At 68.0% G+C, this 24,818-nt stretch carries 22 protein-coding genes; 10 read left to right on the top strand and 12 right to left on the bottom strand.

Translation table 11 applies throughout. The features are described from left to right. Positions 1–16 precede the first annotated feature (16 nt). Complete coding sequence (locus tag AB0I43_RS05720) at positions 17–565, bottom strand: tRNA adenosine deaminase-associated protein (protein ID WP_356971620.1); 549 nt, start codon at positions 563–565, stop codon at positions 17–19. A 58-nt stretch (positions 566–623) separates the two neighbouring features. Between AB0I43_RS05720 and AB0I43_RS05715 the strand changes: the two genes are divergently transcribed. Further along, on the top strand, positions 624–1,574 hold the full coding sequence (locus AB0I43_RS05715) for a prephenate dehydrogenase (protein WP_356971618.1): 951 nt from the start codon (positions 624–626) through the stop codon (positions 1,572–1,574). 147 nt (positions 1,575–1,721) lie between these two features. Here AB0I43_RS05715 and AB0I43_RS05710 read toward each other — a convergent pair whose 3' ends face one another. The 3 genes from AB0I43_RS05710 to AB0I43_RS05700 form a co-directional block, all read right to left on the bottom strand. Continuing rightward, on the bottom strand, positions 1,722–2,270 hold the full coding sequence (locus AB0I43_RS05710; RefSeq protein ID WP_356972226.1) for a putative glycolipid-binding domain-containing protein: 549 nt from the start codon (positions 2,268–2,270) through the stop codon (positions 1,722–1,724). 185 nt (positions 2,271–2,455) lie between these two features. Then, positions 2,456–4,372: an ABC transporter ATP-binding protein gene (locus AB0I43_RS05705; protein WP_356971616.1), complete on the bottom strand. Its 1,917-nt coding sequence runs from the start codon at positions 4,370–4,372 to the stop codon at positions 2,456–2,458. Beyond that, positions 4,369–6,201 carry an ABC transporter ATP-binding protein gene (locus AB0I43_RS05700; protein ID WP_356971615.1) on the bottom strand — a complete coding sequence of 611 codons (1,833 nt, stop codon included), beginning with the start codon at positions 6,199–6,201 and terminating at the stop codon, positions 4,369–4,371. The genes AB0I43_RS05705 and AB0I43_RS05700 overlap by 4 nt, the downstream gene beginning before the upstream one ends. Before the next feature lie 315 nt (positions 6,202–6,516). Between AB0I43_RS05700 and AB0I43_RS05695 the strand changes: the two genes are divergently transcribed. After that, a complete protein-coding gene (locus AB0I43_RS05695) occupies positions 6,517–6,717 on the top strand; it encodes a hypothetical protein (protein ID WP_356972224.1) in 201 nt (66 codons plus the stop codon). 185 nt (positions 6,718–6,902) lie between these two features. Further along, complete coding sequence (locus tag AB0I43_RS05690) at positions 6,903–7,094, top strand: hypothetical protein (RefSeq protein ID WP_356972222.1); 192 nt, start codon at positions 6,903–6,905, stop codon at positions 7,092–7,094. A gap of 62 nt (positions 7,095–7,156) precedes the next feature. Here AB0I43_RS05690 and AB0I43_RS05685 read toward each other — a convergent pair whose 3' ends face one another. Both AB0I43_RS05685 and AB0I43_RS05680 read right to left on the bottom strand, forming a co-directional pair. Next, positions 7,157–9,439: an MMPL family transporter gene (locus AB0I43_RS05685; protein ID WP_356971613.1), complete on the bottom strand. Its 2,283-nt coding sequence runs from the start codon at positions 9,437–9,439 to the stop codon at positions 7,157–7,159. A 213-nt stretch (positions 9,440–9,652) separates the two neighbouring features. Beyond that, positions 9,653–11,992, bottom strand: a complete 2,340-nt coding sequence (locus tag AB0I43_RS05680) for an MMPL family transporter (protein WP_356971612.1) — start codon at positions 11,990–11,992, stop codon at positions 9,653–9,655. 238 nt (positions 11,993–12,230) lie between these two features. Between AB0I43_RS05680 and AB0I43_RS05675 the strand changes: the two genes are divergently transcribed. The 5 genes from AB0I43_RS05675 to tgt all read left to right on the top strand — a co-directional run bounded on the left by AB0I43_RS05675 (position 12,231) and on the right by tgt (position 18,373). Continuing rightward, positions 12,231–12,824 (top strand): TetR/AcrR family transcriptional regulator, encoded by a 594-nt coding sequence (locus AB0I43_RS05675; protein WP_356971610.1) that lies wholly within the window; start codon positions 12,231–12,233, stop codon positions 12,822–12,824. Positions 12,825–12,875: 51 nt separating this feature from the next. Continuing rightward, positions 12,876–13,355: an Rrf2 family transcriptional regulator gene (locus AB0I43_RS05670; protein ID WP_356971609.1), complete on the top strand. Its 480-nt coding sequence runs from the start codon at positions 12,876–12,878 to the stop codon at positions 13,353–13,355. Between the two features lie 72 nt (positions 13,356–13,427). Beyond that, entirely contained in the window at positions 13,428–15,161 is a 1,734-nt protein-coding gene (locus AB0I43_RS05665) for an ABC transporter ATP-binding protein (protein ID WP_356971607.1), read from the top strand. Continuing rightward, complete coding sequence (locus tag AB0I43_RS05660) at positions 15,158–17,071, top strand: ABC transporter ATP-binding protein (RefSeq protein ID WP_356971606.1); 1,914 nt, start codon at positions 15,158–15,160, stop codon at positions 17,069–17,071. Before AB0I43_RS05665 ends, AB0I43_RS05660 begins: the two co-directional genes overlap by 4 nt. 51 nt (positions 17,072–17,122) lie before the next feature. Beyond that, positions 17,123–18,373, top strand: a complete 1,251-nt coding sequence (tgt, locus tag AB0I43_RS05655; RefSeq protein WP_356971604.1) for a tRNA guanosine(34) transglycosylase Tgt — start codon at positions 17,123–17,125, stop codon at positions 18,371–18,373. On the opposite strand, the gene AB0I43_RS05650 is transcribed toward tgt, so the two are convergent. Continuing rightward, positions 18,370–18,669: a chorismate mutase gene (locus tag AB0I43_RS05650; protein ID WP_356971603.1), complete on the bottom strand. Its 300-nt coding sequence runs from the start codon at positions 18,667–18,669 to the stop codon at positions 18,370–18,372. The two genes, tgt and AB0I43_RS05650, sit on opposite strands and share 4 nt — an antisense overlap. Before the next feature lie 71 nt (positions 18,670–18,740). After that, on the bottom strand, positions 18,741–19,514 hold the full coding sequence (locus AB0I43_RS05645; RefSeq protein ID WP_356971601.1) for a queuosine precursor transporter: 774 nt from the start codon (positions 19,512–19,514) through the stop codon (positions 18,741–18,743). Positions 19,515–19,551: 37 nt separating this feature from the next. Here AB0I43_RS05645 and AB0I43_RS05640 point away from each other — a divergent pair, with 37 nt between their 5' ends. Continuing rightward, the gene (locus AB0I43_RS05640) at positions 19,552–20,067 is read left to right on the top strand and encodes a DUF4190 domain-containing protein (RefSeq protein WP_356971600.1); all 516 of its coding nucleotides are present in this window, start codon (positions 19,552–19,554) and stop codon (positions 20,065–20,067) included. Between the two features lie 3 nt (positions 20,068–20,070). Here the strand turns inward: AB0I43_RS05640 and AB0I43_RS05635 are convergent, their stop codons facing one another. The 3 genes from AB0I43_RS05635 to AB0I43_RS05625 form a co-directional block, all read right to left on the bottom strand. Then, complete coding sequence (locus AB0I43_RS05635) at positions 20,071–20,766, bottom strand: RDD family protein (RefSeq protein WP_356971598.1); 696 nt, start codon at positions 20,764–20,766, stop codon at positions 20,071–20,073. A 132-nt stretch (positions 20,767–20,898) separates the two neighbouring features. Continuing rightward, positions 20,899–21,846 carry a tRNA glutamyl-Q(34) synthetase GluQRS gene (gene gluQRS / locus AB0I43_RS05630; protein WP_356971596.1) on the bottom strand — a complete coding sequence of 316 codons (948 nt, stop codon included), beginning with the start codon at positions 21,844–21,846 and terminating at the stop codon, positions 20,899–20,901. Next, on the bottom strand, positions 21,843–22,391 hold the full coding sequence (locus AB0I43_RS05625; protein ID WP_356971594.1) for a DUF309 domain-containing protein: 549 nt from the start codon (positions 22,389–22,391) through the stop codon (positions 21,843–21,845). The genes gluQRS and AB0I43_RS05625 overlap by 4 nt, the downstream gene beginning before the upstream one ends. 416 nt (positions 22,392–22,807) lie before the next feature. On the opposite strand from AB0I43_RS05625, the gene AB0I43_RS05620 reads away from it, so the two are divergent. Further along, positions 22,808–23,017 (top strand): DUF397 domain-containing protein, encoded by a 210-nt coding sequence (locus AB0I43_RS05620; RefSeq protein ID WP_356971592.1) that lies wholly within the window; start codon positions 22,808–22,810, stop codon positions 23,015–23,017. 84 nt (positions 23,018–23,101) lie between these two features. On the opposite strand, the gene AB0I43_RS05615 is transcribed toward AB0I43_RS05620, so the two are convergent. Then, on the bottom strand, positions 23,102–24,742 hold the full coding sequence (locus AB0I43_RS05615; RefSeq protein WP_356971590.1) for a cytochrome bc complex cytochrome b subunit: 1,641 nt from the start codon (positions 24,740–24,742) through the stop codon (positions 23,102–23,104). Between the last annotated feature and the right edge of the window lie 76 nt (positions 24,743–24,818).

The raw sequence follows: 24,818 nt of genomic DNA, 5'->3' as shown, positions 1-24,818 counted from the left end.
GGAGATCACGGCACCGCTACCCGCGGTCGAGCGAGAGCTTGTCCAGGACCGCCGATAGTTCGTTGTCGAAACCGAGGCGCTGGGCGATCATGTGCAGCTGCTCGTCCGGGTACAGATCGGTGTCGGCGACGATCACGCTCAGCACCGGCTCCGGCAGGCCCAGATCGGCGAGCACGCCGAGATCGCCCTCTTCCCAGGGCTCGACATCGTCCAGTTCGTCCGGGTCGATATCGGGGATCTCCACGTTCAGCGCCTCGAGCACGTCGGCGGCGATGTCGTAATCGATCGCGGCCGTGGCGTCCGAGATCAGCATCCGGGTGCCGCTGGGCGCGGGCCGCAGCACGATGAAGAACTCGTCGTCCACGTCCAGCAGCCCGAAGACCGCACCCGAGCTGCGCAAAGCCTTCAACTCGTGCTCGGCGGTGGACAAATCGACGAGGGCGCCCTGGGTCAATGGGCTACAGCGCCATTTGCCTTCTTCCCGGACTACCGCCACGGCGAACCCGTCCACGGCGTCATTGTCATCCGACGCCGCACCGTTGGTGCCCGAGCGCTGTGCTGCCATGGTCGCAACGGTAGTCTGCCCGACCCGAAATGTTGAAGTCGTATGCCAATCTGTTCCGATGACCCGTGACACCAAAGGACCCCTGTGCGTGCTGGGGACCGGCTTGATCGGCGGTTCCCTGCTGCGTGCCGCCACGGCGGCGGGCTACTCGGCCTGGGCGTACAACCGGTCCGAGGAGGGTACGCGGGGCGCCCGCGCCGACGGGTTCGATGTCGGCTCCGATCTGGTGGCCGCACTGACCCGGGCCGCCGAGTCCGAGGCGCTGATCGTGGTCGCGGTGCCGATGCCCGCCGTCGACCACCTGCTCGCCGCCGTCGCCACCTACGCACCGCGCTGCCCGCTGACCGATGTGGTGAGCGTGAAGGGGCCGGTGCTGGCGGCGGTGCGCGCGCACGGGCTCGCCGCGCACTACGTGGGCGGGCATCCGATGGCGGGCACCGCCGAATCCGGCTGGGCGGCAACCTTTCCGGAACTGTTCCGGGACGCGGTGTGGGCGGTGGGCGTCGACGAGGGCACCCGCGCCGAGCCGTGGACCCGGGTGGCGCGGCTGGCCCTGGACTGCGGGTCGGTGGTCGTGCCGGTCACCGCCGCCGACCACGATCGCGCGGTCGCCCGCATCTCGCATCTGCCGCATGTATTGGCGGAGGCGCTCGCGATCAGCGGGGCGAGCGGCGGACCGCTCGCCCTCGGCCTCGCGGCGGGCTCCTTCCGCGACGGCACCCGCGTCGCCGGCACCGCGCCCGATCTGGTCCGCGCCATCTGCGAACCCAACGCGGCGGCCCTGCTGGAGGTTCTGGACAATACCCTGACGGTGCTGCAAGCGGCCCGAGATAGCTTGCGTGCCAACGGTTCCCTGGCCGATCTTGTCGACGCCGGGCACGACGGCCGCCGCGACTACGAGACCGCGCAACGCTGGGAGATCACCGGTGTGCGCCCTGGTGACCACGACTGGCTGGAGAATCTGCGCGACGCCGGGCAGCGCGGGGGAGTGCTGACCGAACTGCTTTGAGGTGTGACGGTTCCCGATGGCCCTTGAGCTGCGCGAGCGGACCGGCGTCCCGGGCACGACCCCGGCCGGGTAGAACCCGGGTGCCTGCCGGGCGCAGACCGCCGGGTGCGTGACTACCCGTGACGCCCGCACGAAACACGCTCGGGTTCAAATACGTTCGGCGAGACCGGGATAGTCGAGCACGAAGCCGTCGGCGTCGACGGTGACGGTGGCGCTGGAGACGGGGGAGAGCACGTTGATCCCGTGCGGGCCGCTGCTGTAGGTCAGGCTGGCCTCCTGCACCAGCAGGTCCGGCAGGCGCACGTAGACGACCGGCACCTGCACGTCCTGGACGGCGTTCTGCAGGCCGAAGCGGCGGATCGGCAGGGTATTGAAGAACGGGCTGAGCACCACGTCCACGTCGAGCGCTCCGGCGAACGTCGAGCGCACGTGCGAGCCGCCCGCGTCGACCAGCCAGTAGTTCTCCTCGTCGCGCGCGAGCGAGGCGTGCCGTTCCCCGGCGGGCGTGGTGGTGCGCAGCGACAGACGCTTGGTGACGCCGCTCTCGTCGGTGACCAGATCGTAGGAGGCGCTGAACGCGGGATGTTCGTCGCAGGCCCCGCCGATCATGCGACCGGCGGCCCGGATGCGGTTCCCGTTGAGGGTGACGCGCACCGACTCCATCCGCGTCGCGTTGTGTGCGCGCCACGTGAGCATCGCCGGCCAGCGGGAAGCGGTGCCGGAGCCGGGGGGTGGGTTGGTCACCTATCTACCGTAAGCGACGGACGACGGTGTGCAGAGCGGGACCGCATCACACCAGCGAACGCCCACCGCCGAGTGCACGGCCGCAACCACGCGCGTCGCGCCCGGCCAACCCCGTAGCCCGGCGCGACGCGCATGTCTCATACCAGCGACTCGCGCCAGGCCGCGTGCAGCCCGGCGAAGCGGCCGCTGCCCGCGATGAGTTCCGCGGGCGGCCCGTCCTCGACGATCCGGCCCCGCTCGAGCACCAGCACCCGGTCGGCGATCGCGACGGTGGACAGCCGGTGCGCGATGATCACCGCGGTCCGCCCGTGCAGCACCGTCTCCAGCGCCCGCTGGACCAGGCGCTCGCTGGGGATGTCGAGGCTGGAGGTGGCTTCGTCGAGCACGATCACCGCCGGATCGGCGAGGAACACCCGCGCGAAGGCCACCAGCTGCCGCTGCCCGGCCGACAACCGGCCGCCGCGCTTCTTCACGTCGGTGTCGAAGCCCTGCGGCAGCGCCGTCACGAAGTCGTACAGCCCGACCGCGCGGGCCGCCGCCCGCACCTCGGCGTCGGAGGCGTCCGGCCGCCCGAGCCGGATGTTGTCGGCCACCGAGCCGGAGAACAGGTATGCCTCCTGGGTGACCATGACGACGTGCCGCCGCAGCTCGGTGTCGGCGAGGTCGCGCAGGTCGACTCCGTCGAGGGTGACGGTGCCGCCGGACGGGTCGTAGAACCGCGTCAGCAACTTCGCCAGCGTCGACTTGCCCGCTCCGGTCGCGCCGACCAGCGCGACCACCTGCCCGGCCGGCAGCTCCAGACTGAACTCGGGCAGCACCGGCCCGGACTTCCCGGCGGCCGGCCGCTCGGCGTCGGGCAGCTCCACCGGCGCGGAATCGGCGGCGTAACCGAACCAGACCTGGTCCATCCGCACCGTCCCGGCCGGTTTGTCCAGCGCCACCGGGGTTTTCGGCTCCGGCACCGACGGCTCCTCCTCCAGCACCCCGGAGATCTTCTCCAGCGCCGCCGCGGCGGACTGGTAGGAGTTGAAGACCTGCGCGAGTTCGTCGAGCGGACCGTAGAACTCGGTGAGGTACAGCAGGTAGGCGGCGAGCACGCCGACGGCGAGATTGCCCTCGATCACCTGCCAGGCGCCGACCACGATGACGACGACCGTGGTCAGATTGCCCAGCAGCCGGGTGAGCCCGGCGTAATCGCCCATGCCGCGCATGGCGGCGGTGGTCGCCTGCCGGTAGGTGTCGTCCTCGACGGCGAGCACCGACTCGTTGCGCTGCTCGCGCCGGAACGCCTGGACCGCGCGCATGCCGCCCATCGATTCCACGAACTGCACGACGACCTTGGCGATGGCGCCGCGCGTGCGCCGGTACCCGGCGCGCTGACGCCGCTGCGCCCAGCGGGTGACCAGCACCAGCGGGACGAACCCGGCCAGCACGATGGCGGCGAGGGTGAGATCCAGGTAGATCAGGATGGCCGCGATCGTCACCACCGAGAGGATCGCGCTCAGCGCCTGGTTCAGCGCGCTCTCCAGTAGCTCCTGCAACGTCTCGATGTCACCGGTGAGCCGGGCCACCACCTTGCCCGAGGTGTACTTCTCGTGGAAGGCCACGCTGAGCCGCTGCATGTGCGCGAACGACCGCACCCGCAGGTCGAAAAGCACGTTCTGGCTGAGCCTTCCCGAGACGCGCAGGAACACGAAGGTGGTGACCATGCTCAGCGCGACCGTGCCCAGGTAGCCCGCCACCGTCCAGGTGAGCGGACGCCAATCGCCCTGGCCGCCCCGGGTGATCGCGGTGTCCAGGCCGTAGGCGATGAACAGCGGGCCCGCCACTTTCGCCGCGTTGTCCACCACGATGAGGACCAGGGCCAGGATCGCCTGCCCGCGGTAGGGCCGGACCAGATCGAGCAGTAGCCGGCGGGACCGCGCGGCCAGCACCACGTTGCCGGTCGCGGTGACCTCTTTGTCTTCGCTGGCGATGCCCTGCCAGTCCGCGACCTCGTCGCCGCGCGGCGAATCGGCCGCCGGATCTTTCGATTCGATCGTCTCGACGCTCACGACTGGTCACCTCCCATCAGCTCGCGATAAACGGCGCTGCCACGCAGCAATTGGTCGTGCGTGCCCTCGGCGACGATGCGGCCGTCGGCCAGCACCGCCACCCGGTCGGCCAGGGCCGCGGTCGAGGGCCGGTGCGCGACCAGCAGCGTCGTCGCGTCGGCGAGCACGGTGCGCAAGCGCTCCTGCACCCGCTCTTCGGTCTCCACGTCGAGCGCCGAGAGCGGATCGTCGAGCACCATGACCCGGCCGCCGTCGCGGCCGGTGCCGCTGAGCACGGCCCGCGCCAAGGCGAGCCGCTGCCGCTGGCCGCCGGACAGGCTCATGCCCTGTTCGCCGATCCGGGTGTCCAGCCCCCAGGGCAGGTTGTCGACGAACTCGGTGGCCTGCGCGACGTCGAGGGCGCGGCGGACGTCGTCGTCGGTCGCGGCCGGGTCGCCGAGCGCCACGTTCTCGCGCACGCTCGCCGAGAACAGCACGGGCTCCTCGAAGGCCACCGACACCAGCGACCGGAGGTCGGCGACCCGCATGGACGCGGTGTCGATGCCGTCGATGCTGATCACGCCGCCGGTGACGTCGTAGAGCCGCGGAATCAGGTTGAGCAGCGCGGTCTTTCCGCTGCCCGTCGCGCCGACCAGGGCGACCGTCTCGCCGGGGCGCACGGTCAGCGAGATGTCCGCCAGCACCGGGCGCTCGCCGTCCGCGTCCGGTGTGAAGCCGAATCGCACCTTGTCCAAACGCAGTTCACCGCGGATCCGGTCCGGCAGCCGCACCGGATCGGCCGGGTCGGTGATGTCGATCGGGGTGTCGATGATCTCCCAGTACCGGTCCGCGGCCGTGCGGGCGTCGTTCCATTCGGCCAGCAGGAAGCCGGTCCAGATGATCGGCCACTGCAGGAAGTTGGCCAGCGTGATGCAGGCGACCAGCGTGCCGAGCGTCATCTCGCCGTGCGCCACCGCGTAGGCGCCGTACCCGAGCGCGAACGCGATCGCCAGCTGCGGCACCGCCACCATCGCCGACCACAGGTTCGCGTCCAGGCGCACCTTGAGCAGCTCGGTCCGCTGCAACTCCCGGGACTGCGCGGTCCACCGGCTGCCGAAGAACGCACCGCGGCCGAACGCCTTGAGCACCCGCACGCCCTGCGCCGATTCCTCGGCGGTGGTGGCCAGATCGCCGGATTGGTCCTGCGAGCGCCGCGAGGCCACCGCGTACCGGCGCTCGAAGCGCATGCAGAACCAGGCGAGCGGGACGGCGATGACCGCGAAGATCAGGCCGATCCGCCAGTTCAAGGCCAGCAGCACGATCAGGCCGACCGGGATGAGAACCAGGTGGATCAGCAGGAACGGCCCGACGAAGGCGATGAACTTGCGCAGCGTCGCCATGTCGTCGACGGCGCGGGAGAGCAGCTGGCCCGATTCCCAGGCGTCGTGCCGGCCGATGGCCAGCGCCTGCAGCTTGCGGAAGATCTTGGCGCGCATGGTGATCTCGACCTGGGTCGCCGGTTTGGAGACCAGCCAGCGCCGCCCCCAGACGCCCAGCGCCTCGAGCAGGCCCAGCGCCAGCACCAGCGCGATCGGCCCGAGCGTGCCGGCGAAATCCCCGCGCGCGAGCGGCCCGTCGATGATGCGGGCGATCACGACCGGGATGACGACCGCGGTCAGCGCGCTGAGCAACGCCAGGCCGGTGGCCGCGAGCAGTGCGTTGCGGTGCGGGCGGATGTAGGGGCCGAAGCGGCGCAGCGAGTACAGCCGGCCGGGCCGCGCGGCCGGGAGCGGCCGCGGTTGTCTGTCGCCTTCCGATTCCGCCGCGGGTATCTCCAGTGCAACTGACATAGCTCCCCCTCGGGTAGTGGTTTGCGGTGTCAAGAACGCGACGCCCGTGATGTTCCCACCGGGGTCCGACATCTCAGGGTGTCAAAGCGGCGGGCTGTGGGCCACTGATTTTCCGGCTGCCCGGTCCGCGTGACGTCCATGCGACCAGCCAACAACCTGAAGCAATGTTGAAGTCAAGCGGCATCGGCGCGGAGTCCGGGAAAGTCGGCGGATAAACCGCGTCGCGGTGGGTATATCGCCCACCGAACAGGCAGCGGGACGCTGTGACGCACCGAGGCGTCGCCTGGTCCGCTCGAGAAGATGCGCGAGAGTCACATGAGAATCGGAAGTGTAATTGTCCTGATCTGGCTGCTGGTCGGCATCGTCGCCGCCGCCCAGCGCAACTACTTCGACAGCGGGCCGGTCAACTGCGCCGGCTTCGGAACCATCGTGGTGACCGTGATCGCGGGGCCGCTCAACTACATGGGCGTCAATCCCAAGATCGACGATTGCAACGTGCCGGAGCCCAGTCAGTAGGGTTGCCACACACCCATGAACGACCGGCTGCCGCGCAGGTAGCCGGTCGTTTGCTGTTTGCTCGATATCCACCGGTCAGTCCGGAGCGCCCGGGTAGAGTCTCAGCAAGAAGCGAGGTGATAACCATGCGTGATCGTGCCGCCTATCAGCGACCGGAGCGTGACCACGGTCTCCCCGCTCGAATCATGAGTCTGCTCCTGATGGCCTGGTTGTTCATCGGCATCTTCGCCGCGGGGCAGCGCGGCCACTTCACCAATGGTCCGATCACCTGCTCGGGGTTCGGCACCATCGCCCTCACGGCCCTGGCCGGTCCGCTCAACTACACCGGCGTCAACCCGGCGGTCGGGACCTGTCACCTGCCGCAGCCGAGCCAGTAGATAGCCAATGAATAGCGATCGGGCCCCCACGCCGTAGCGTGGGGGCCCGATCGGCCTCCGGGTCAGACGGGCGCGGCCGTCTTCGCCTGCTCCTGCAACGCCCGCAGCTTGGTGCCCTCCACATCGATGTCGGGCACGATCCGGTCCAGCCACTTCGGCAGCCACCAGGACCACTTGCCCAGCAGCACCAGCAGCGACGGGATCAGCACCATGCGCACCAGGAACGCGTCCAGCAGCACGCCGACCGCGAGCGCGAAGCCCATCGACTTGGCGGTGGCGTCGGTCTCCAGCAGGAACGAGCCGAACACCGAGATCATGATGATCGCGGCGGCGGTGACCACGCGCGCGCCGTGGTGGTAACCGTTGATCACGGCTTCCGTCGGCGACTTGCCGTGCACGTATTCCTCGCGCATGCGGGTCATCAGGAAGACCTGGTAGTCCATCGCGAGGCCGAACACCAAGCCGATCAACATGATCGGCAGGAAGCTCACGATCGCGTGCGGATCCTTGATCAGGCCGAATTTGCCGTCCTGGAAGATCAGCACGGTCGCGCCGAAGGTGGCCGCCATCGACAGCAGGAAGCCCAGGGCCGCGGTGAGCGGCACCAGGATCGAGCGGAACACCAGGATCAGCAGCAGGAACGCCGCGCCGGCCACGATGGCCAGGTAGGGCACGATCTTGCTGAGCAGCACGTGATCGATGTCGGCATAGATGGCAGTCGTGCCCGTGATGCCATATTGCATCCCGTACTCCGATTGCAGCGCGCCCTCGGCGTCGCGGGCCTCGGCCACCAAATCCTTGGTGGCCTTGGCATTCGGGCCGTCCTCGGGCACGCCCTCGATCAGGGCGCCGCTGCCGTCCTGGCTCATCGTGGGCTCGGTGACGTAATCCATGCCGGAGTAGGACGCGAGCTTGTCGCGCAGCGCGGCCAGCGCGGCCGGGCGGCGCTCGGCGGGCACGTTCTCCAGATCGACGGCGACCTGCAGGATGCCGTTGCTGCCCGCGCCGAAGCCCTCGGTGCGCAGGTCGTAGGCCTTACGCACGGTGGTGGTCTTGGGCATGCTGTCCTCGCCGGGCAGACCCAGGTTCAGGCCGGCGGCCGGCGCGGCGAGCAGGCCCAGGATCAGCACGCTCAGCGCCAGCGTCACCCACGGCGCGCGGGCGATCAGGCGGGCGAAGCGGGTGCCGTTGGTGACGACGCTGTCGTCCTCCGGATCGGCCTGGGCGACGAGCGGCAGCTTCGGCTTGAACAGGAACCGGCCGAACGCGCCGAGCAGCGCGGGCATCAGCGTGATGGCGGTGAGCACCGCGAACGCCGCGGCGATCGCGCCGCCCAGGCCCATGAAGGTCAGGAAGCGCACCCCGACGATGCTGAGGCCGACCAGCGCGATGATGACGGTCAGGCCCGCGAACACCACCGCCGAACCCGCGGTGCCGAGCGCGGTGCCCGCGGCCTCCTCGGGTGAATCCTGCACGGCCAGTTCGTGTTTGTAGCGGGAGACGATGAACAGCGCGTAGTCGATGGAGAGCGCGATGCCGATCATCGAGGCCAGGAAGGTGGTGAAGCTCGGCACCGACAGCACCGAGGTGCCCAGGAAGATCAGCGAGGTGGCCGCGCCCAGGCCGATGACGGCGGTGATGATCGGGACGAAGGCCGCGACGATCGCGCCGAAGGCGATGATCATCACGACGAACGCCACGGCCATGCCGATCATCTCGGACTTGCCGCTGGGCATCTCCTGCTCGACGGCGATGGTGCCGCTCAGCTCGACGGTCAGACCGGCGGCCCGCGCGGCGGCGCCCGCGTCGTAGGCGGCCTTGCGGTCCTCGTCGGTGACCTTGGTGAAATCCGTGATGGTGAACGGGACGCTGAAGAACGCGACTGTCTCCGGGGCGGTCTTGTTCAGCACGTTCAGCGGCGCGCCGCTGCACTTGCTCGGGTCGGCGTCGGGCACCAGGCAGCCCAGCTGCTCGGTGGCGGCGATCGGGTCGACGACCGGCTTGGCGCGATCGACGATCGGCAGCGCCTCGACCTTGCCGATCAGGTCCGTGAGCGCGGCCCGGTTGGCCGGGTCGGTCAGCTTCTGCCCGGCCGGTGCACCGATCACGTAGGTGCCGGTCACCGCGTCGAACTTGAAGCCCTCCGACATGCCCGGGAAGTGCTTGTCCAGAATCTCGGTCGCGCGTTCCGACGGCAGGTTCGGCAGGCTGAAGTCGTTGGTCATCGGCTCCTTCAGGCCGTTGCCCAGGGCGCCGAGGATCAGGAACAGTAGCAACCAGACGGGCAGGACCAGCCATTTGCGGCGGAAGGCGAATTTGCCCCACCGATAGAGCAACACGGACACGGGTTCTCCTCGCGGTGATCGGATCGAGCCTGGAAGGACACGCCACACCGGTCTGGAGCGCACCGGTGGATTACCGAACTGAACAGAACTTGTTCCTGAGTCTGCTGCGGTGGCCGCACAAGATCAAGAACTCCGGGGCCACCTGTTATGAAGGGGAAACGCACTCGGCCCCGCATCCGAGCGGATGCGGGGCCGAGCATAGGGCTGCCGGGGTCAGCTCACGCCGACCGGCTCCTTGTTCAGTTCGACGGTCTTGGGCTGCAGCGCCTGCAGCTTGGCGCCCTCGACGTCGATGTCCGGCAGGATCCGGTCCAGCCACGTCGGGATCCACCAGGACCACTTACCCATCAGCACCAGCAGCGATGGGATCAGCACCATGCGGACGATGAAGGCGTCGAACAGCACGCCCGCGGCCAGCGCGAAGCCCATCGACTTGGCGGTCGCGTCCGGCATGAGCATGAAGCCGCCGAACACCGAGATCATGATGACCGCGGCGGCGGTGACCACGCGGGCGCCGTGGTGGTAGCCGCTGATCATCGCCTCCTTGGCGGACTTGCCGTGCACGAATTCCTCGCGCATGCGGGTCACCAGGAAGACCTGGTAGTCCATCGCCAAGCCGAACACCAGGCCGATCAGCATGATCGGCAGGAAGGAGATGATCGGCTGCGGATCGGCGATCAGGCCGAACGCGCCCTCCTGGAAGATCAGCACGGTCGCGCCGAAGGTGGCCGCCATGGAGAGCAGGAAGCCGAGCGCGGCGGTGAGCGGGACCAGGATCGAGCGGAACACCAGGATCAGCAGCAGGAACGCCGCGCCGGCCACGATGGCCAGGTAGGGGACGATCTTGCCGAGCAGCACGTTGTCGACGTCGGCGAAGATCGCCGTCACGCCGGTGACGCCGTACTCCATGCCGAACCGGTCCTTGAACTCGCCTTCGGCGTCGCGGGCGTGCTTGACCAGGTCCTTGGTGACCTGCTCGTTCGGCCCCGCCTTCGGCACGCCGTTGAACATCGCGCCCGCCCCGTCGGGGCTGGGGATGGTGGCGGTCAGGTAGTCCATGTCCGGGTAGGACGCGATCCGCTCGCGCAGCGCGGTGAGCGCCGCGTCGCGCTGGTCCTGCGGGACGGTGCCGAGATCGACCGCGACGTTCAGCACGCCGTTGCTGCCCTCGCCGAAGCCCTCGGTGCGGATGTCGTACGCCTTGCGGACGGTCGTTTCCTTGGACATGCTGCCCTCGCCGGGCAGGCCCAGGTTCATCCCGGCCGCCGGAGCCGCCAGCGCGCCGAGCACCACGATGCTCAGGATGAAGGTCAGCAGCGGCATCTTGCCGATGACGCGGGCGAAGCGGGTGCCGTTGGTGACGGCGGTGTCGTCCTCCGGGTCGTGCTTGGCGACCAGGGGCACCTTCGGCTTGAACAGGTACCGGCCGAACGCGCCCATCAGCGCGGGCAGGAAGGTGACGGCGGTGAGCACCGCGAACGCCGCGGCGATGGCGCCGCCCAGACCCATGTAGGTCAGGAACTGCACGCCGACGATGCTGAGCCCGGCCAGCGCGATGATGACGGTCAGGCCGGCGAACACGACCGCCGAGCCCGCGGTGCCCAGGGCGATGCCCGCGGCTTCCTCGGGCGAATCCTGTACCACCAGTTCGTGTTTGTACCGGGAGACGATGAACAGCGCGTAGTCGATGGACAGCGCGATGCCGATCATGGTCGCCAGGATCGGCGTGAAGGTGGGGATGGTCAGGAACGAGGTGCCCATGGTGATGGTCGAGACCGCCAGGCCCAGGCCGACGATCGCGGTGAGCAGCGGCACGAACGCGGCGATCAGCGCGCCGAAGGCGATGATCATGACGACGAAGGCGACGGCGAAGCCGATGGCCTCCGAGGAGCCGCTGGGCGCTTCCTGCTCGAGCGGCAGCGAGCCGCTCATCTCGACGGTGAGGCCGGCGTGCCGCGCGGCGTCGGCCACGTTGTAGGCCAGCTTGCGATCCTCCGGGGTGACATCGGAGATGTTCGCGATCTTGAAGGGCACGTCCAGCGTCGCGACGGTGCCGGGCTGCTCGCCCAGCACGTTCAACGGCGCTCCGGCGCAGTAGGACTTGGCGTCGGCGCTGGTGCGGTCGACGGCGACGCAGTCGAGCGTCTTCTCGGGGCCGATCGGCATGTTCTCGGCGACCGTGACCGGGTTGACCAGCGGCTTGTTCTCATTGGCGGTATCGACGATCGGCAGCTCGCGCAGCTTGGCGATCAGGTCGTCGATGGCGGTCTTGTTGGCGGGATCGGTGAGCTTCTGCCCCTCCGGCGCCTTGATCACGTAGGTGCCGAGCACGGCGTCCATGCTGAACTGCGCCGACATGCCCGGGAAGTGCTTGTCCAGGATGTCGCTGGCGCGCTCGGACGGCAGGTTCGGCATGGAGAAGTCGTCGTTCATGGGTTTGCTGATCGCGCCGGCGACGCCGCCGACGACGATCAGCAGCACGAGCCAGACGGGAAGCACTATCCACTTGCGGCGGAAAGCGAACTTTCCCCATCTGTACAGAAATACGGACACGAGAGGGTACTCCTAGCGATTACTGGGTTGGCCGGGTCGTGCCGGTCAGACAGTGCGTTCGCGCGGGTGCCCAGCGATGTCGTGGAATCAATATCCAGACTGGGGAACGACCCGCCTCCAATTGACGTTTTTTGCCTACCGTGCGGTAGGTAGACTCTAACTTGCGACTAAGCGGAGGTACAACCTCTATTTTCAGTGGCACTGTTGGCGCGGCACAGTAGGTAGGACAGGACATCCGATGCGTACTTCGGCGAGGGAAGAATCCGTTTCCGCAGGTAGCGGGACCAAAACGGCGATTCGAGACGCTGCGGTGAAGCTCTTCGGCAGCAAGGGATTCGAGCAATCGAGCCTGCGCGAGGTCGCCGATGCGGTGGGAATCACAAAGGCTTCGCTCTACTATCACTACCCCTCGAAGCTGGATCTGCTCGTCGCGATCATCAGCCCGATCGTCGAGCACATGCAGGCCGTGGCCGACGAAATCGACACCGTGCCCTACGGCCCGGACGGCGTGCGCGACGTGCTGCGCAACTACATCCGCGGCATGCTCGCCAACCGCGACGCCGGCGCGCTGTGCGTGCGCGACACCGTCGCGATCCTCAACGCCATGGCCGGTCGCTACCCCGACATGTTCGAATTCGGCCGGCGGCTGGGGGATTGGCTGGCCGGTCCGGACCCGAGCCCGGAGGCGCGACTGCGGGCGGCGGCCGCGCTCCAGGTGCTCGAGGTGGCGCTGTTCTCCGGCGAGACCGTGCCCGAGGCGGACGAGGCGCTCGTCGAGTCGACGCTGCTGGACGCGGCGACCTGTGTCCTGACCGCCTGCGGCACGCGGTAGCGCAGTAGATTCCTCAGCGAACCGCCCGCCGAATCGTTCAGGGAGCAGTCAGTGCATATCACCGCGAAGGTCGACTACGCGGTGCGAACCCTGCTCGAGATCGCTCGCGCCGCGCAGTCCGGCCCGCTCAAGGCCGACGCCATCGCGACCGCGCAGCGGATTCCGCCCAAGGTGCTCGAGACCGTGCTGGGCGAGCTGCGCCGCGCCGAACTGGTGATCAGCAGGCGCGGTCCCGACGGCGGCTACCGGCTGGCGCGCGCGGCCGCGGCCATCTCCGTCGCCGACGTGATCCGCGCGGTCGAGGGGCCGCTGGCCTCGGTGCGCGGTGAGCGCCCCGAGGACGTGCGCTACGACGGCGTGGCCGAGCCGCTGCAGCGGGTCTGGATCGCGGTGCGGGTGAACCTGCGCGCGGTCCTGGAGAACGTCTCGATCGAGGACATCGCCGGTGATCGCCTGCCCGGCTTCGTCGGCGATCTCGTCGCCGACCCGGGCGCCTGGGCGCGGCGCGAGCCGCACGTCCAGCCGAGCTGAACTACCTGGATATATGCGGGCCGGTAATCTACGCGACGGGCGTCACCGCCAGCCGGTAGCCTCGCTGGCATCATGTTGATCCGACTGCTCCGCACTCATCTCGCGCCGTACCGCGGCCAGCTGGCCGGGGTTGTTGTACTACAGCTGATCTCGGTCATCGCGATGCTGTATCTGCCCAGCTTGAACGCCGATCTGATCGACAACGGCGTCACCCGGGGCGATATCGGCTACATCTGGAACACCGGATTGTGGATGCTCGCGGTCACCGGCGTGCAGATCGTCGCCTCCGCCTGCTCGGTGTACCTGGGCGCGCAGGCCGCGATGGCGGCCGGTCGCGACATGCGCGGCGCGCTGCTGCACCGGGTCGGCACCTTCTCCGCGCGCGAGGTCGGCGTCTTCGGGGCGCCCTCGCTGATCACCCGCAACACCAATGACATCCAGCAGGTGCAGCTGCTCATCGTGATGTCGGCGACCATCCTGGTGATGGCGCCGATCATGTGTTTCGGCGGCATCTTCATGGCGCTGCGCGAAGATTTCGGGCTGTCCTGGCTGCTGCTCATCGCGGTGCCCGCGCTCGGCATCTCGATGGCGCTCATCGTGGCCCGCATGGTGCCGGGCTTCCGGCAGATGCAGTTCCGGATCGACGAGGTGAACCGGGTGCTGCGCGAGCAGATCACCGGCATCCGCGTGGTCCGCGCGTTCGTCCGGGAGCGCCAGGAGACCTGGCGCTTCGGGCTGGCGAACAATGAGCTGACCGATACCTCGCTGCGGGTCGGCCGGCTGATGGCGCTGATGTTCCCGACGGTCATGCTGATCTCGAACGTCACCGCGGTCGCGGTGATCTGGTTCGGCGGGCACCTGATCGAATCCGGGACGATGCAGATCGGCTCGCTCACCGCGATGCTGTCCTACATCATGCAGATCCTGATGGCCGTCATGATGGCCTCGTTCCTGGCCATGATGGCCCCGCGCGCGGCGGTCTCGGCCGACCGGATCGCCGCCGTCCTGGACACCGAGACCTCGGTGGCGCCGCCGAAGTTCCCGCAGCCTTTCACCGCCGATCCGGCCGCGGTGGACGTCTCCTACGCCGAGTTCGCCTATCCCGGCGCGGAGAAGCCGGTGCTGAAGGCGATCGAGTTCGAGGTGCGGCCGGGCACCACCACCGCCATTGTCGGTTCCACCGGCGCGGGCAAGACGACGCTGCTCAATCTGATCCCGCGCCTGATCGATGTCACCGACGGCGCGGTGTACGTCGGCGGCACCGATGTCCGCCACCTGGATCTGGAACTGCTGCGCGAACAGATCGGCCTGGTGCCGCAGAAGGCTTATCTCTTCTCCGGCACGGTCGCCAGCAACCTGCGCTACGGCAAGCCCGACGCCACCGACGAAGAACTGTGGCGCGCGCTGGAAGTCGCGCAGGCCGATGATTTCGTACGGGAGATGCCGCAGGGCCTGGATACCCCGGTCGCCCAGGGCGGCACCACCGTCTCGGGCGGTCAGCGCCAGCGGCTGGCGATCGCCCGCGCCCTGGTGCGGCAGCCGCGGATCTACCTGTTCGACGATTCGTTCTCCGCGCTCGACGTGGCCACCGACGCGCGGCTGCGCGAGGCGCTGGTGCCGGTGACCCGGGAAGCGTCGGTCGTCATTGTGGCGCAACGGATCTCCACCATCCGCGACGCCGATCAGATCGTGGTGCTGGAGGACGGTGCGATGGCGGGCATCGGCACGCACGAGCAGTTGCTGCGCGATTGTCCCGAGTACCGGGAGATCGTCGAATCCCAGCTGTCCGCGGAGGAAGTGCGATGAGACCCGGAGTCAATCCCGGTGCGCCGGACGCGAAGCCGAAGTCCTTCGGCCCGTCGCTCAAGCGGCTGCTGCGCCGGCTCGCCCCGGAACGGTTCTACGTCGGGGTGATCATCGGCCTCGTCGTCACCTCGGTGGTGCTCAACACCCTCGGCCCCTACCTGCTCGGCAAGGCGACGAACCTGGTGTTCGACGGTGCGGTCGGCAAGCAGCTGCCCGCCGGCGCCAGCAAGGAGCAGGTGATCGAGCAGCTGCGCGCCAAGGGCGACAACACCTTCGCCGACATGCTCGGCGCGATGGACGTCACCCCCGGCGTCGGCGTCGATTTCGGCGCGGTCGGCCGGGTGCTCGTTCTCGTGCTCGCGCTCTACGTGGGCGCGGCCGTCTTCGGCTGGTTGCAGGCGTTCCTGCTCAACATCGTCATCAACCGCACGGTGAAGCGGCTGCGCAGCGACATCGAGGACAAGATCCACCGGCTGCCGCTGCGCTACTTCGACACCGCACCGCGCGGTGACCTGCTGAGCCGGGTCACCAACGACGTCGACAATGTCTCGCAGAGTCTGCAGCAGACGATGAGCCAGCTGCTCACCTCGCTGTTCACCGTGATCGGCATCCTGATCATGATGTTCTGGATCTCGCCGCTGCTGGCGCTGATCGCGCTGCTCACCGTGCCCGCGGCGATCATCATCACCGCGCAGATCGCCAAGCGCTCCAAGCCGCACTTCGTGAACCAGTGGAAGTACACCGGCATGGTCAACGCCCAGGTCGAGGAGGCCTACACCGGGCACGAGGTGGTTACCGCGTTCGGCCGCGGCCGCGAGGTCGGTCAGGAATTCGACAAGCGGAACCAGGAGCTCTACGAATCGAGCTTCAAGGCGCAGTTCATCTCCGGCTTGATCATGCCCGCCATCATGTTCCTCGGAAACGTGAACTTCGTGCTGGTCGCCTTGGTCGGCGGCCTGCGGGTCGCGACGGGCAACCTCTCGCTCGGCGAGGTGCAGGCGTTCATCCAGTACTCGCGCCAGTTCAGTCAGCCGCTCACCCAGATCGGCGCGATGGCCAACCTGCTGCAATCCGGCGTGGCGTCGGCGGAGCGGATCTTCGAGATCCTCGACGCCGAGGAGCAATCGCCGGATCCGGTCATGGAGAACACCCGCCCGGTGGACCGCGGCCGGGTCGAATTCGAAGGCATCTCCTTCCGGTACGAGCCGGACAAGCCGATCATCGAACGGCTGTCGCTGGTCGCCGAGCCCGGGCACGTGGTCGCCATCGTCGGCCCGACGGGCGCGGGCAAGACCACGCTGGTCAACCTGCTGATGCGGTTCTACGAGCTGGATTCCGGCGCGATCACCATCGACGGCGTCGACATCACCGAGATCACCCGCGATCACCTGCGTTCCCGCATCGGCATGGTGCTGCAGGACACCTGGCTGTTCAAGGGCACCATCCGGGAGAACATCGCCTACGGCAATCCGAACGCCGGCGAAGCCGAGCTGCTGGAAGCCGCGCGCGCGGCCTACGTCGACCGGTTCGTGCACGCGCTGCCCGACGGCTACGACACCGTCATCGACGAGGAGGGCTCGGGCGTCAGCGCGGGCGAGAAGCAGCTGATCACCATCGCGCGGGCATTCCTGGCCAAGCCGTCCATCCTGATTTTGGACGAGGCGACCAGCTCGGTGGACACCCGCACCGAGCTGCTCGTGCAGCACGCGACGGCGGCCCTGCGCCGTGATCGCACCAGCTTCGTCATTGCGCATCGCCTGTCCACCATCCGCGACGCCGACCTGATCGTCGTCATGGAGGCGGGCCGGATCGTCGAGCACGGCAACCACGAGCGATTGCTGCAGGAGCGCGGCGCGTACTACCGGCTCTACAACGCCCAGTTCGCGGCTGCCGCGGCCGCCGACGTCTGACCGGCGCGAGCCCGCACCGGGCCGATCGAGCGGACCTGGGAGGATGGGCGGGTGTCTGACCCCGAACAGTTCTCCTTCCGCATCGATGCCCGGCTGGACGGCGGGCGGCACGGCCGTGCGGGGGTGATCAGCACGCCGCACGGCCAGGTGGCGACACCGGCGTTCATCCCGGTGGGCACCAAGGCGACGGTGAAGGCGGTGCTGCCGGAGACCATGCGGGAGCTGGGGTCACAGGCGCTGCTGGCCAACGCCTACCACCTGTATCTGCAGCCCGGGCCGGACATCGTGGACGAGGCCGGCGGTCTCGGCAAGTTCATGAACTGGTCCGGCCCCACCTTCACCGACAGCGGTGGCTTCCAGGTGATGTCGCTGGGCGTCGGGTTCAAGAAGGTGCTGGCCATGGAGGCCGTCGGCGTGCAGAACGACGACGTGATCGCCAAGGGCAAGGAGCGCCTGGCCACCGTCGACGACGACGGCGTCACCTTCCGCTCGCACCTGGACGGTTCCCGGCACCGGTTCACCCCCGAGGTGTCGATGGGCATCCAGCACCAGCTCGGCGCGGACATCATGTTCGCCTTCGACGAGCTCACCACGCTGCTGAATACCCGTGGCTACCAGGAGAAGTCGCTGGAGCGCACGCGCCTGTGGGCCAAGCGCTGCCTGGACGAGCACGAGAAGCTGACCGCCGAGCGGTCGCACCGGCCCTATCAGGCGCTGTTCGGCGTGATCCAGGGCGCGCAGTACGAGGATCTGCGCCGCTCGGCCTGCCGCGGCCTGGAGGAACTGCGCGGCGCCGGCGGCACCGGCTTCGACGGGTACGGCATCGGGGGCGCGCTGGAGAAGCACAATCTCGGCACGATCGTCGGCTGGTGCTGTGCCGAACTGCCCGAGCACAAGCCGCGGCACATGCTCGGCATCAGCGAGCCGGAGGACATCTTCACCGCCGTCGAGAACGGCGCCGACACCTTCGACTGCGTCAACCCCTCCCGGGTCGCCCGCAATGCCGCGATCTATGTCGCCGAGGGGCGGTTCAACATCAACACCAGCCGTTTTCGCCGCGATTTCACCCCGATCGACGACACCTGCGACTGCTACACCTGCGCCAATTACACCCGGGCCTACATCCATCACCTGTTCAAGGCGAAGGAGATGCTGGCCGCGACGCTGTGCACCATCCACAACGAGCGCTACACGGTGCGCCTGGTGGACCGGATCCGGGAGTCGATCCTGGGCGGCTACTTCGACGAGTACAAGGTCGAGACGCTGGGTACGTGGAAGGGCCGCATCAAGGTCCCGTCCTAGTCCGCATCGCGGGTGAGTGCGGCGTGCTCGGTCAGCTCCAGCTCGATGAACGCCCCGATCATGGCGCGCCACACCGCTTCCGCGACCGCGGGCGCGAGTCCGGCGGCCGCGGCCCGTTCGCGGGCCAGCGCCACCACCCGGGCCGCCCGGTCGGGCGCGCGCACCGCCTGCTCGTCGGTCTTGAACGCGGCCGCCGCCCGGACCAGGGCCTGGCGTTCGGCGAGCGTGCGGATCAGTTCGCCGTCGAGGGCATCGATACGGGCGCGGACTTCGGCGAGCGAATGCGGAGCGGACACGAGTGCCGACCTTAGCCGGGCCGAGACAACGACGCGCCCCCGCCGATCGGCGGGGGCGCGCGCAGCGGGTCTCAGGCGTGCAGTGGTTCGGTTTCCTTGGGGGCGTAGGTCGGTTCGTGCTTCTTCAGCAGCGCGATCACCCGGTAGGTGATCGGCATGACCAGCACCTCGATCAGCGTCTTCCAGAGGAAGCCGACGATCAGGTAGTTGAGGAACTGCTCCCAGGTGTCGATGCCGATGACGCCGGCGGCGATCGAGCAGAAGATCAGGGTGTCGGCGAATTCACCGACCACGGTGGAGCCGATCAGCCGGGCCCACAGGTGTTTCTCCTTGGTGCGCTCTTTGATCAGCACCAGGGTGGCGGAGTTCAGCAGCTGACCCACGAAGTATCCGAGCAGCCCGGCGAGCACGAGCCGCCAGCTGGTGCCGAGCACCGTCCGGAACGCTTCCTGGTGCTCGTAGAACCCGGCGGCGGGCAGCCGCACCGCGATGGTGAAGCACACCACCATCAGCACCAGGGCCGCGAAGCCGTAGTAGATGGCGCGGCGGGTGGCGCGGAAGCCGTACACCTCGCTGAGCACGTCGCCCAGGACGTAGGCGAGCGGGAAGAGGAAGAAGGCGCCGTCGGTGCCGATCGGCAGGATCTGGAACGGGCCGATGGTCAGCGATTCGCCGCCGAAGAACTCCACGCCCTTGCTGGCGCAGACATTGGAAATAATCAGCGTGGCCGTGAACAGCGCCACGATCGCTGTGTAGTACCCCCGCGCAACCTGGGCGAATGCCGCGTGGCTCGGCGCGGGGCGTCCAGACCCGTCGTGTGCTGGGTTCGTCTGTAAGTCACTCACAAGGTTTATACAACCAGGTCTCACTTAGGCTGTATCCATGACGAAGCCCGGCGATTCCGACGAATGGTGGAAGCAGTACGGCGGTGAAGGCGTGTCGGCTGATTCCGGTGCACAGCCGTCGACTCCGCAGTATCCGACTTCCGAGCCGTCCGGGTACCCGTCGGCTCCGCAGTACCCCGCGCAGCCGCCGTCCGGGCCGGGGTATCCCCAGCAGCCCGCGGCGCCGTATCAGTCCGGCCCGCAACCGTTTCCGCAGGCCGGCGGGCCGGCGTACCCCAGCCCGCCCGGGTATCAGCCCTACGGCTACGGGCCCGCACCGAGCCAGACGAACGGCCTGGCGATCGGCGCGCTGGTCGCCTCGCTCATCGGGTTCTGCAGCTGCGGCATCGGCTCGCTGGTGGGCATCGTCCTGGGCGTGATGGCGCTGAACCAGCTCAAGGAGAACCCGTATCAGGAGGGTCGCGGCATGGCCCAGGCCGGCATCTGGGTCGGCGCGGCGGGGATCGTGGTCACCATCCTGTACTGGACCTTGAGTCTGGCCACCACGATCTGACCGTCAGGCCTTGACGACCTGGGTGCCGCCGGCGAACTTGTCGTGCCAGCCCTGCTTGTTCGGATCCTGCGACGTCGTGATCATCATGTAGATGATGAGCGCGAGCGAGGCGATCTGCCCGATGCAGGGGAGGACGTAGAGGATCGCGTACAGGTTGCGCTTGACCGACTGCTCGAGGGTGACCTTCGGCGCTCCGCCGGGGCCGAGCACGCGTAGGCCCAGCAGCTTCTTGCCCAGGGTGGTGCCCTGCTTGGTCTCCATCAGCACGAAATACGCGGTGAGCGCGAGGGCGCCGAGCACGCTCACGCCGACGAAGAAGCCGGTGCCGCTGTCGTAGATGAGCCGCATGATGATGTTCACCGGGACCAGGACGATCAGCGTGTCGATGACGCGGGCGCCGACGCGGACGCCGAGATCCGCCGGGGTGCCGTACCCGGCGTAGGTGTAGCCCTGGCCGTAGGGCTGACCGTAGCCCTGCTGCTGCGCGTAGGGGTCCTGACCGTACTGCTGCTGGCCGTACTGCGGGTCCTGGCTGTACTGCGGTTGGCCGTACGGATCCTGGCCGTACTGTGGCTGCTGGTACTGCGGCTGCCCGTAGGGATCGCCCTGCGGATACTGTTGCCCGCCTTGGGGATAGGGCTGCCCATACGGCTGGTCGCCCTGCGGATTCTGGTTGGGGTCGTAGCCACCGCTAGTCATAGGTTGTCCCTCTGTGTCGGATGTGCGGCCCTCGCTGGGTCCTGCGTGGTCACGCTGCGCTACCGCCTCCAGACCCTGAGTTCGGTCCGCGTCGTGATCGGTTGATCAGCCAACTTCGGTCGCCTGCGTACGTTACGGACCTGCCTCGGGTTGTACCAACCCGTTCTCATCCACGATCCACGGCTCGCGCGGCAGCCGCGCGGGGTCGAAGCGGTCCAGGAGCTGGGCCGGTGAGCTCGCAATATATCCGAGCGAACCGGTCAGTAGGTTCAACACTTCTTCGGGCGTGTTGCCCAGGGCCAGGCGGTCCGCGAGCGTGACGGCGCCGTCGCGCTTGGCCAGTCGCTGCCCCGCGGTGTTGAGGGCGAGCGGCACGTGCGCGTAGTGCGGAACGGGGAGGCCGAGCAGGGTGGCGAGGTAGGCCTGCCGGGGCGTGGAGGAGAGCAGGTCGTCGCCGCGCACCACCTGATCGATGCCCTGGGCGGCGTCGTCGACCACCACGGCCAGGTTGTAGGCGGGCATGCCGTCGCCGCGGCGCAGCACCAGGTCGTCGACCGCGCCGCGGTAGCGGCCGTGCAATTCGTCGACGATCTCGAAATCGGCGGCCTCGGCGCGCAGGCGCAGCGCGGCGGGGCGGCCGTCGGCCAGGTGCCGGGCCCGCGCCGCCGCGCCGAGGTCCCGGCAGGTGCCGGGGTAGGCGCCCATGGGCCCGTGCGGTGCGGTCGCCGCCTGCTGGATTTCCCTTCGGGTGCAGAAGCATTCGTAGGTGCGGCCGGCCTCGGTGAGGCGGTCGATGGCCGCGGTGTAGAGCGGCAGTCGTTCGGATTGCCGGACCACCGGGCCGTCCCAGTCCAGGCCGAGGGCGGCCAGATCGGCGAGCTGCCGCTCGGCGGCGCCGGGGCGCACCCGGTCCAGGTCTTCGACGCGCATCAGGAAGCGGCGGCCGGTGCTGCGGGCGAACAGCCAGGCCAGCAGCGCGGTGCGGAGATTGCCCAGGTGCAGATCACCCGAGGGGCTCGGGGCGTACCGCCCGGCGCCCGGACCGGTCGGCGGGGCGGAGTCGGCGGGCACGAAGATCATTTTGCCAGGCGCGGCTTGAGTTCTTCCGGGCCGATCGGCCGACCGGCGTCCAGCGCGGCCAGCAGGCCGCGGGCGTGCGCGATCAGGCCGTCACGGTCGATCCCGTACGGCGCTTTCGCATTCTGGTAGTCGCCAGGATTGTCTTCGCAATTGTCACCATTCGGCCGGGTGTCCGTTTTGTGGCTATCTACCGGCGCGTAGCGGGACAGTCTCGTCACCGCGCGCTCGAGCAGGGTGCGCGCGCCCTTGGGATTCTCGCGCTGGATGTGCGTGATACCGACCGCGTATTGCGCCAGGCCCTGCCATAGCATCCGCTCGGCGAACGGTCCGTTCTTCCATGCGGACTCCAATACCTCGTGCGCGTTGAATGCCAAGCCGTCATCCAGCAGTTGCTGGGCGAGGATTAGAGTTTGCTGGGGCGGAAGATCGAGATCATCCGGAATTCGCGGGACGCCGACGCTGCCGAGCGGCAGCGGGCGACCGAATCGGTCACGGGGACGGGGGTTGCGGGCGCGACCTGCCTCGTCGCGGGGACGTTCGACCATAAAGCCATCATCCCTGACACGGCACCGCCGCGTCACCTCTCTTGATCTTGAAAGGGTCATTAAGCCTGGATTACAAAGTAATCACGACGACCAAAAGTTTGCGGGCGGACGGCCTGTGGAAGAATTGTGGAGTACTAGCAATGCTGTAGCTACCAGATAACTTCGCAACATTGGCAGAAATGATGTTTGACCGAGCAAGATATCGGCAAATGCTGTTGATACCTGCTAGTGTCTACCGCGCGGGGTCAGCCCCGGGGGTGAAATTCACCTCGAACTACAGTGCGAAAACGACGCACCGTGAATGTTGCGCGTTGCTAACGGGCGCGCACGGGGATTCGGCTGTTTTGCCGGGTGCCGGTGCTAGTTGGAAACGGTCCAAACAATTCCTCGTTTCGAATAGCAAAGGAGCTAGTGCCGTGGAGCTCGATTTGACTGATGCTGTGTGGCATAAGAGCACATACAGCGGTCCCGACGGGAACTGCGTAGAGGTTGCGATGGTGGGCGACGGCAACGTCGCAGTTCGGGACACCAAAGACAACGGTTGTGGCCCGGTGTTGGCATTCACCCCGGGCGAATGGGATGCGTTCCTCAGCGGCGTATCCGCTGGGGAATTCGGGCGCGCCTGAAACACAGGTAGCGCTGCGAGATAGTCAGCACGGGGCCCCGGGTCGGCACAGACTCGGGGCCTTGGTGTGTGCGCTATCGGCGGCTCAGCCCGCGGCCGGACCGCCGCCGTTGCCGGCCGCCTCGTCCTGCACCCGGCGCAGCACCGCGAGCTGCTTGCGCTCTTCCTCGTGATCGAACGCCAGGTTGCGTTCGGATTCTTGCCAGGGATCGGGCCGGAAGAAGCCGCCGGTGCCCGGCTTGCCCGCCGCGCCCAGCTTGTTCATCTTCTTCGGCACCGGCGCGCCCTGATACTCCAGCGGAATCGGATGCCCGTGCGCGTCGACCGGGCCGAGCGGCTGGTGCAGTTCGATGTACTCCCCGTGCGGCAGCCGCCGGATCACGCCGGTCTCGATGCCGTGCTCGAGCACGGCCCGGTCGCTGCGCTGCAGGCCGAGGCAGATCCGGTAGGCGAGGAAGTAGGCCAGCGGCGGCAGCAGGAGCACGCCGATGCGCCCGGCCCAGGTCGTCGCGTTCAGCGAGATGTCGAACTTGTAGGCGATGATGTCGTTCACGCAGGTCAGCGTGAGTACCACGTAGAAGGTCAGCACCATCGCGCCGATCGCGGTGCGCACCGGCACGTCCCGCGGACGCTGCAGCAGATTGTGCGTCGCCACGCCCTTGGTCAGGCGTTTCTCGATCCACGGGTAGCCGATGAGCAGCGTGAACACCAGGCCCATGATCATCGCGCCCCAGAACGACCCGGGCACGGTGTGCCCGAACAGGTAGATCTCCCAGGGCGGGATGAGCCGCATCATGCCGTCGGTCCACATCATGTAGAAGTCGGGCTGGGTGCCGGCCGAGACCAGCGCCGGGTTGTACGGGCCCATGTTCCAGACCGGGTTGATCTGCAGCAGGCCGCCCATGATGGCGACGGTGCCCAGCGTGAACGCGAAGAACGCGCCCTGGTCCAGCGAGAACACCGGCACGATGCGAGCGCCGATCACGTTCTTCTCGGTGCGGCCGGGACCCGGATACTGCGTGTGCTTCTGATACCAGACCAGCGCGATGTGCGCCGCGATCAGCGCGAGCATGATGCCGGGGATCAGCAGCACGTGCGCGATGAACAGGCGCGGAATGATGATGGTGCCGGGGTAGTCGCCGCCGAACATCAGCCAGTGCAGCCAGGTGCCGATCACCGGCATGCCCAGCGTGATCGAGGAGAACGCGGCGCGCAGGCCGGTGCCGGAGAGCAGGTCGTCGGGCAGCGAGTAGCCGAAGTAGCCCTCGAACATGGCCAGGATCAGCAGGATCGAGCCCAGCACCCAGTTCAGTTCGCGCGGTTTGCGGAACGCGCCGGTGAAGAAGATGCGGAGCAGATGCACGATGATCGAGGCCGCGAAAAGCAGTGCGGCCCAGTGGTGCACCTGGCGGACGAACAGCCCGCCGCGCACCTCGAAGGAGAGGTTGAGCGAGGTCTCGTAGGCGCGGGACATGGTGACCCCGCGCAGCGGCTGGTAGGCGCCGTCGTAGACGACCTCGCTCATCGACGGGTCGAAGAACAGCGTCAGATACACCCCGGACAGCAGCAGGATGATGAAGCAGTACAGCGCGATCTCGCCCAGCAGGAACGACCAGTGGGTCGGGAACACCTTGTTGATGGACCGTTTCAGGAACGCGGCCGCCTGATATCGCTGATCCGCTTCATCGGCCTGCGCACTGGCTTTGCGAGCTACCGGAATGGTCATGGCCTGCACCCCGCCCCTGGGTGAGTCGAATAGTTCTACTACAGACGGTAGCAGTGGGTTCCGGTGGAATCGATGG

Origin of the sequence: Nocardia sp. NPDC050435, from assembly GCF_040655395.1 — a bacterium.
Taxonomy (GTDB): Bacteria; Actinomycetota; Actinomycetes; order Mycobacteriales; family Mycobacteriaceae; genus Nocardia.
The sequence above is the reverse complement of the archived record's forward strand: the minus strand, read 5'-3'. Positions and strand labels throughout refer to the sequence as shown.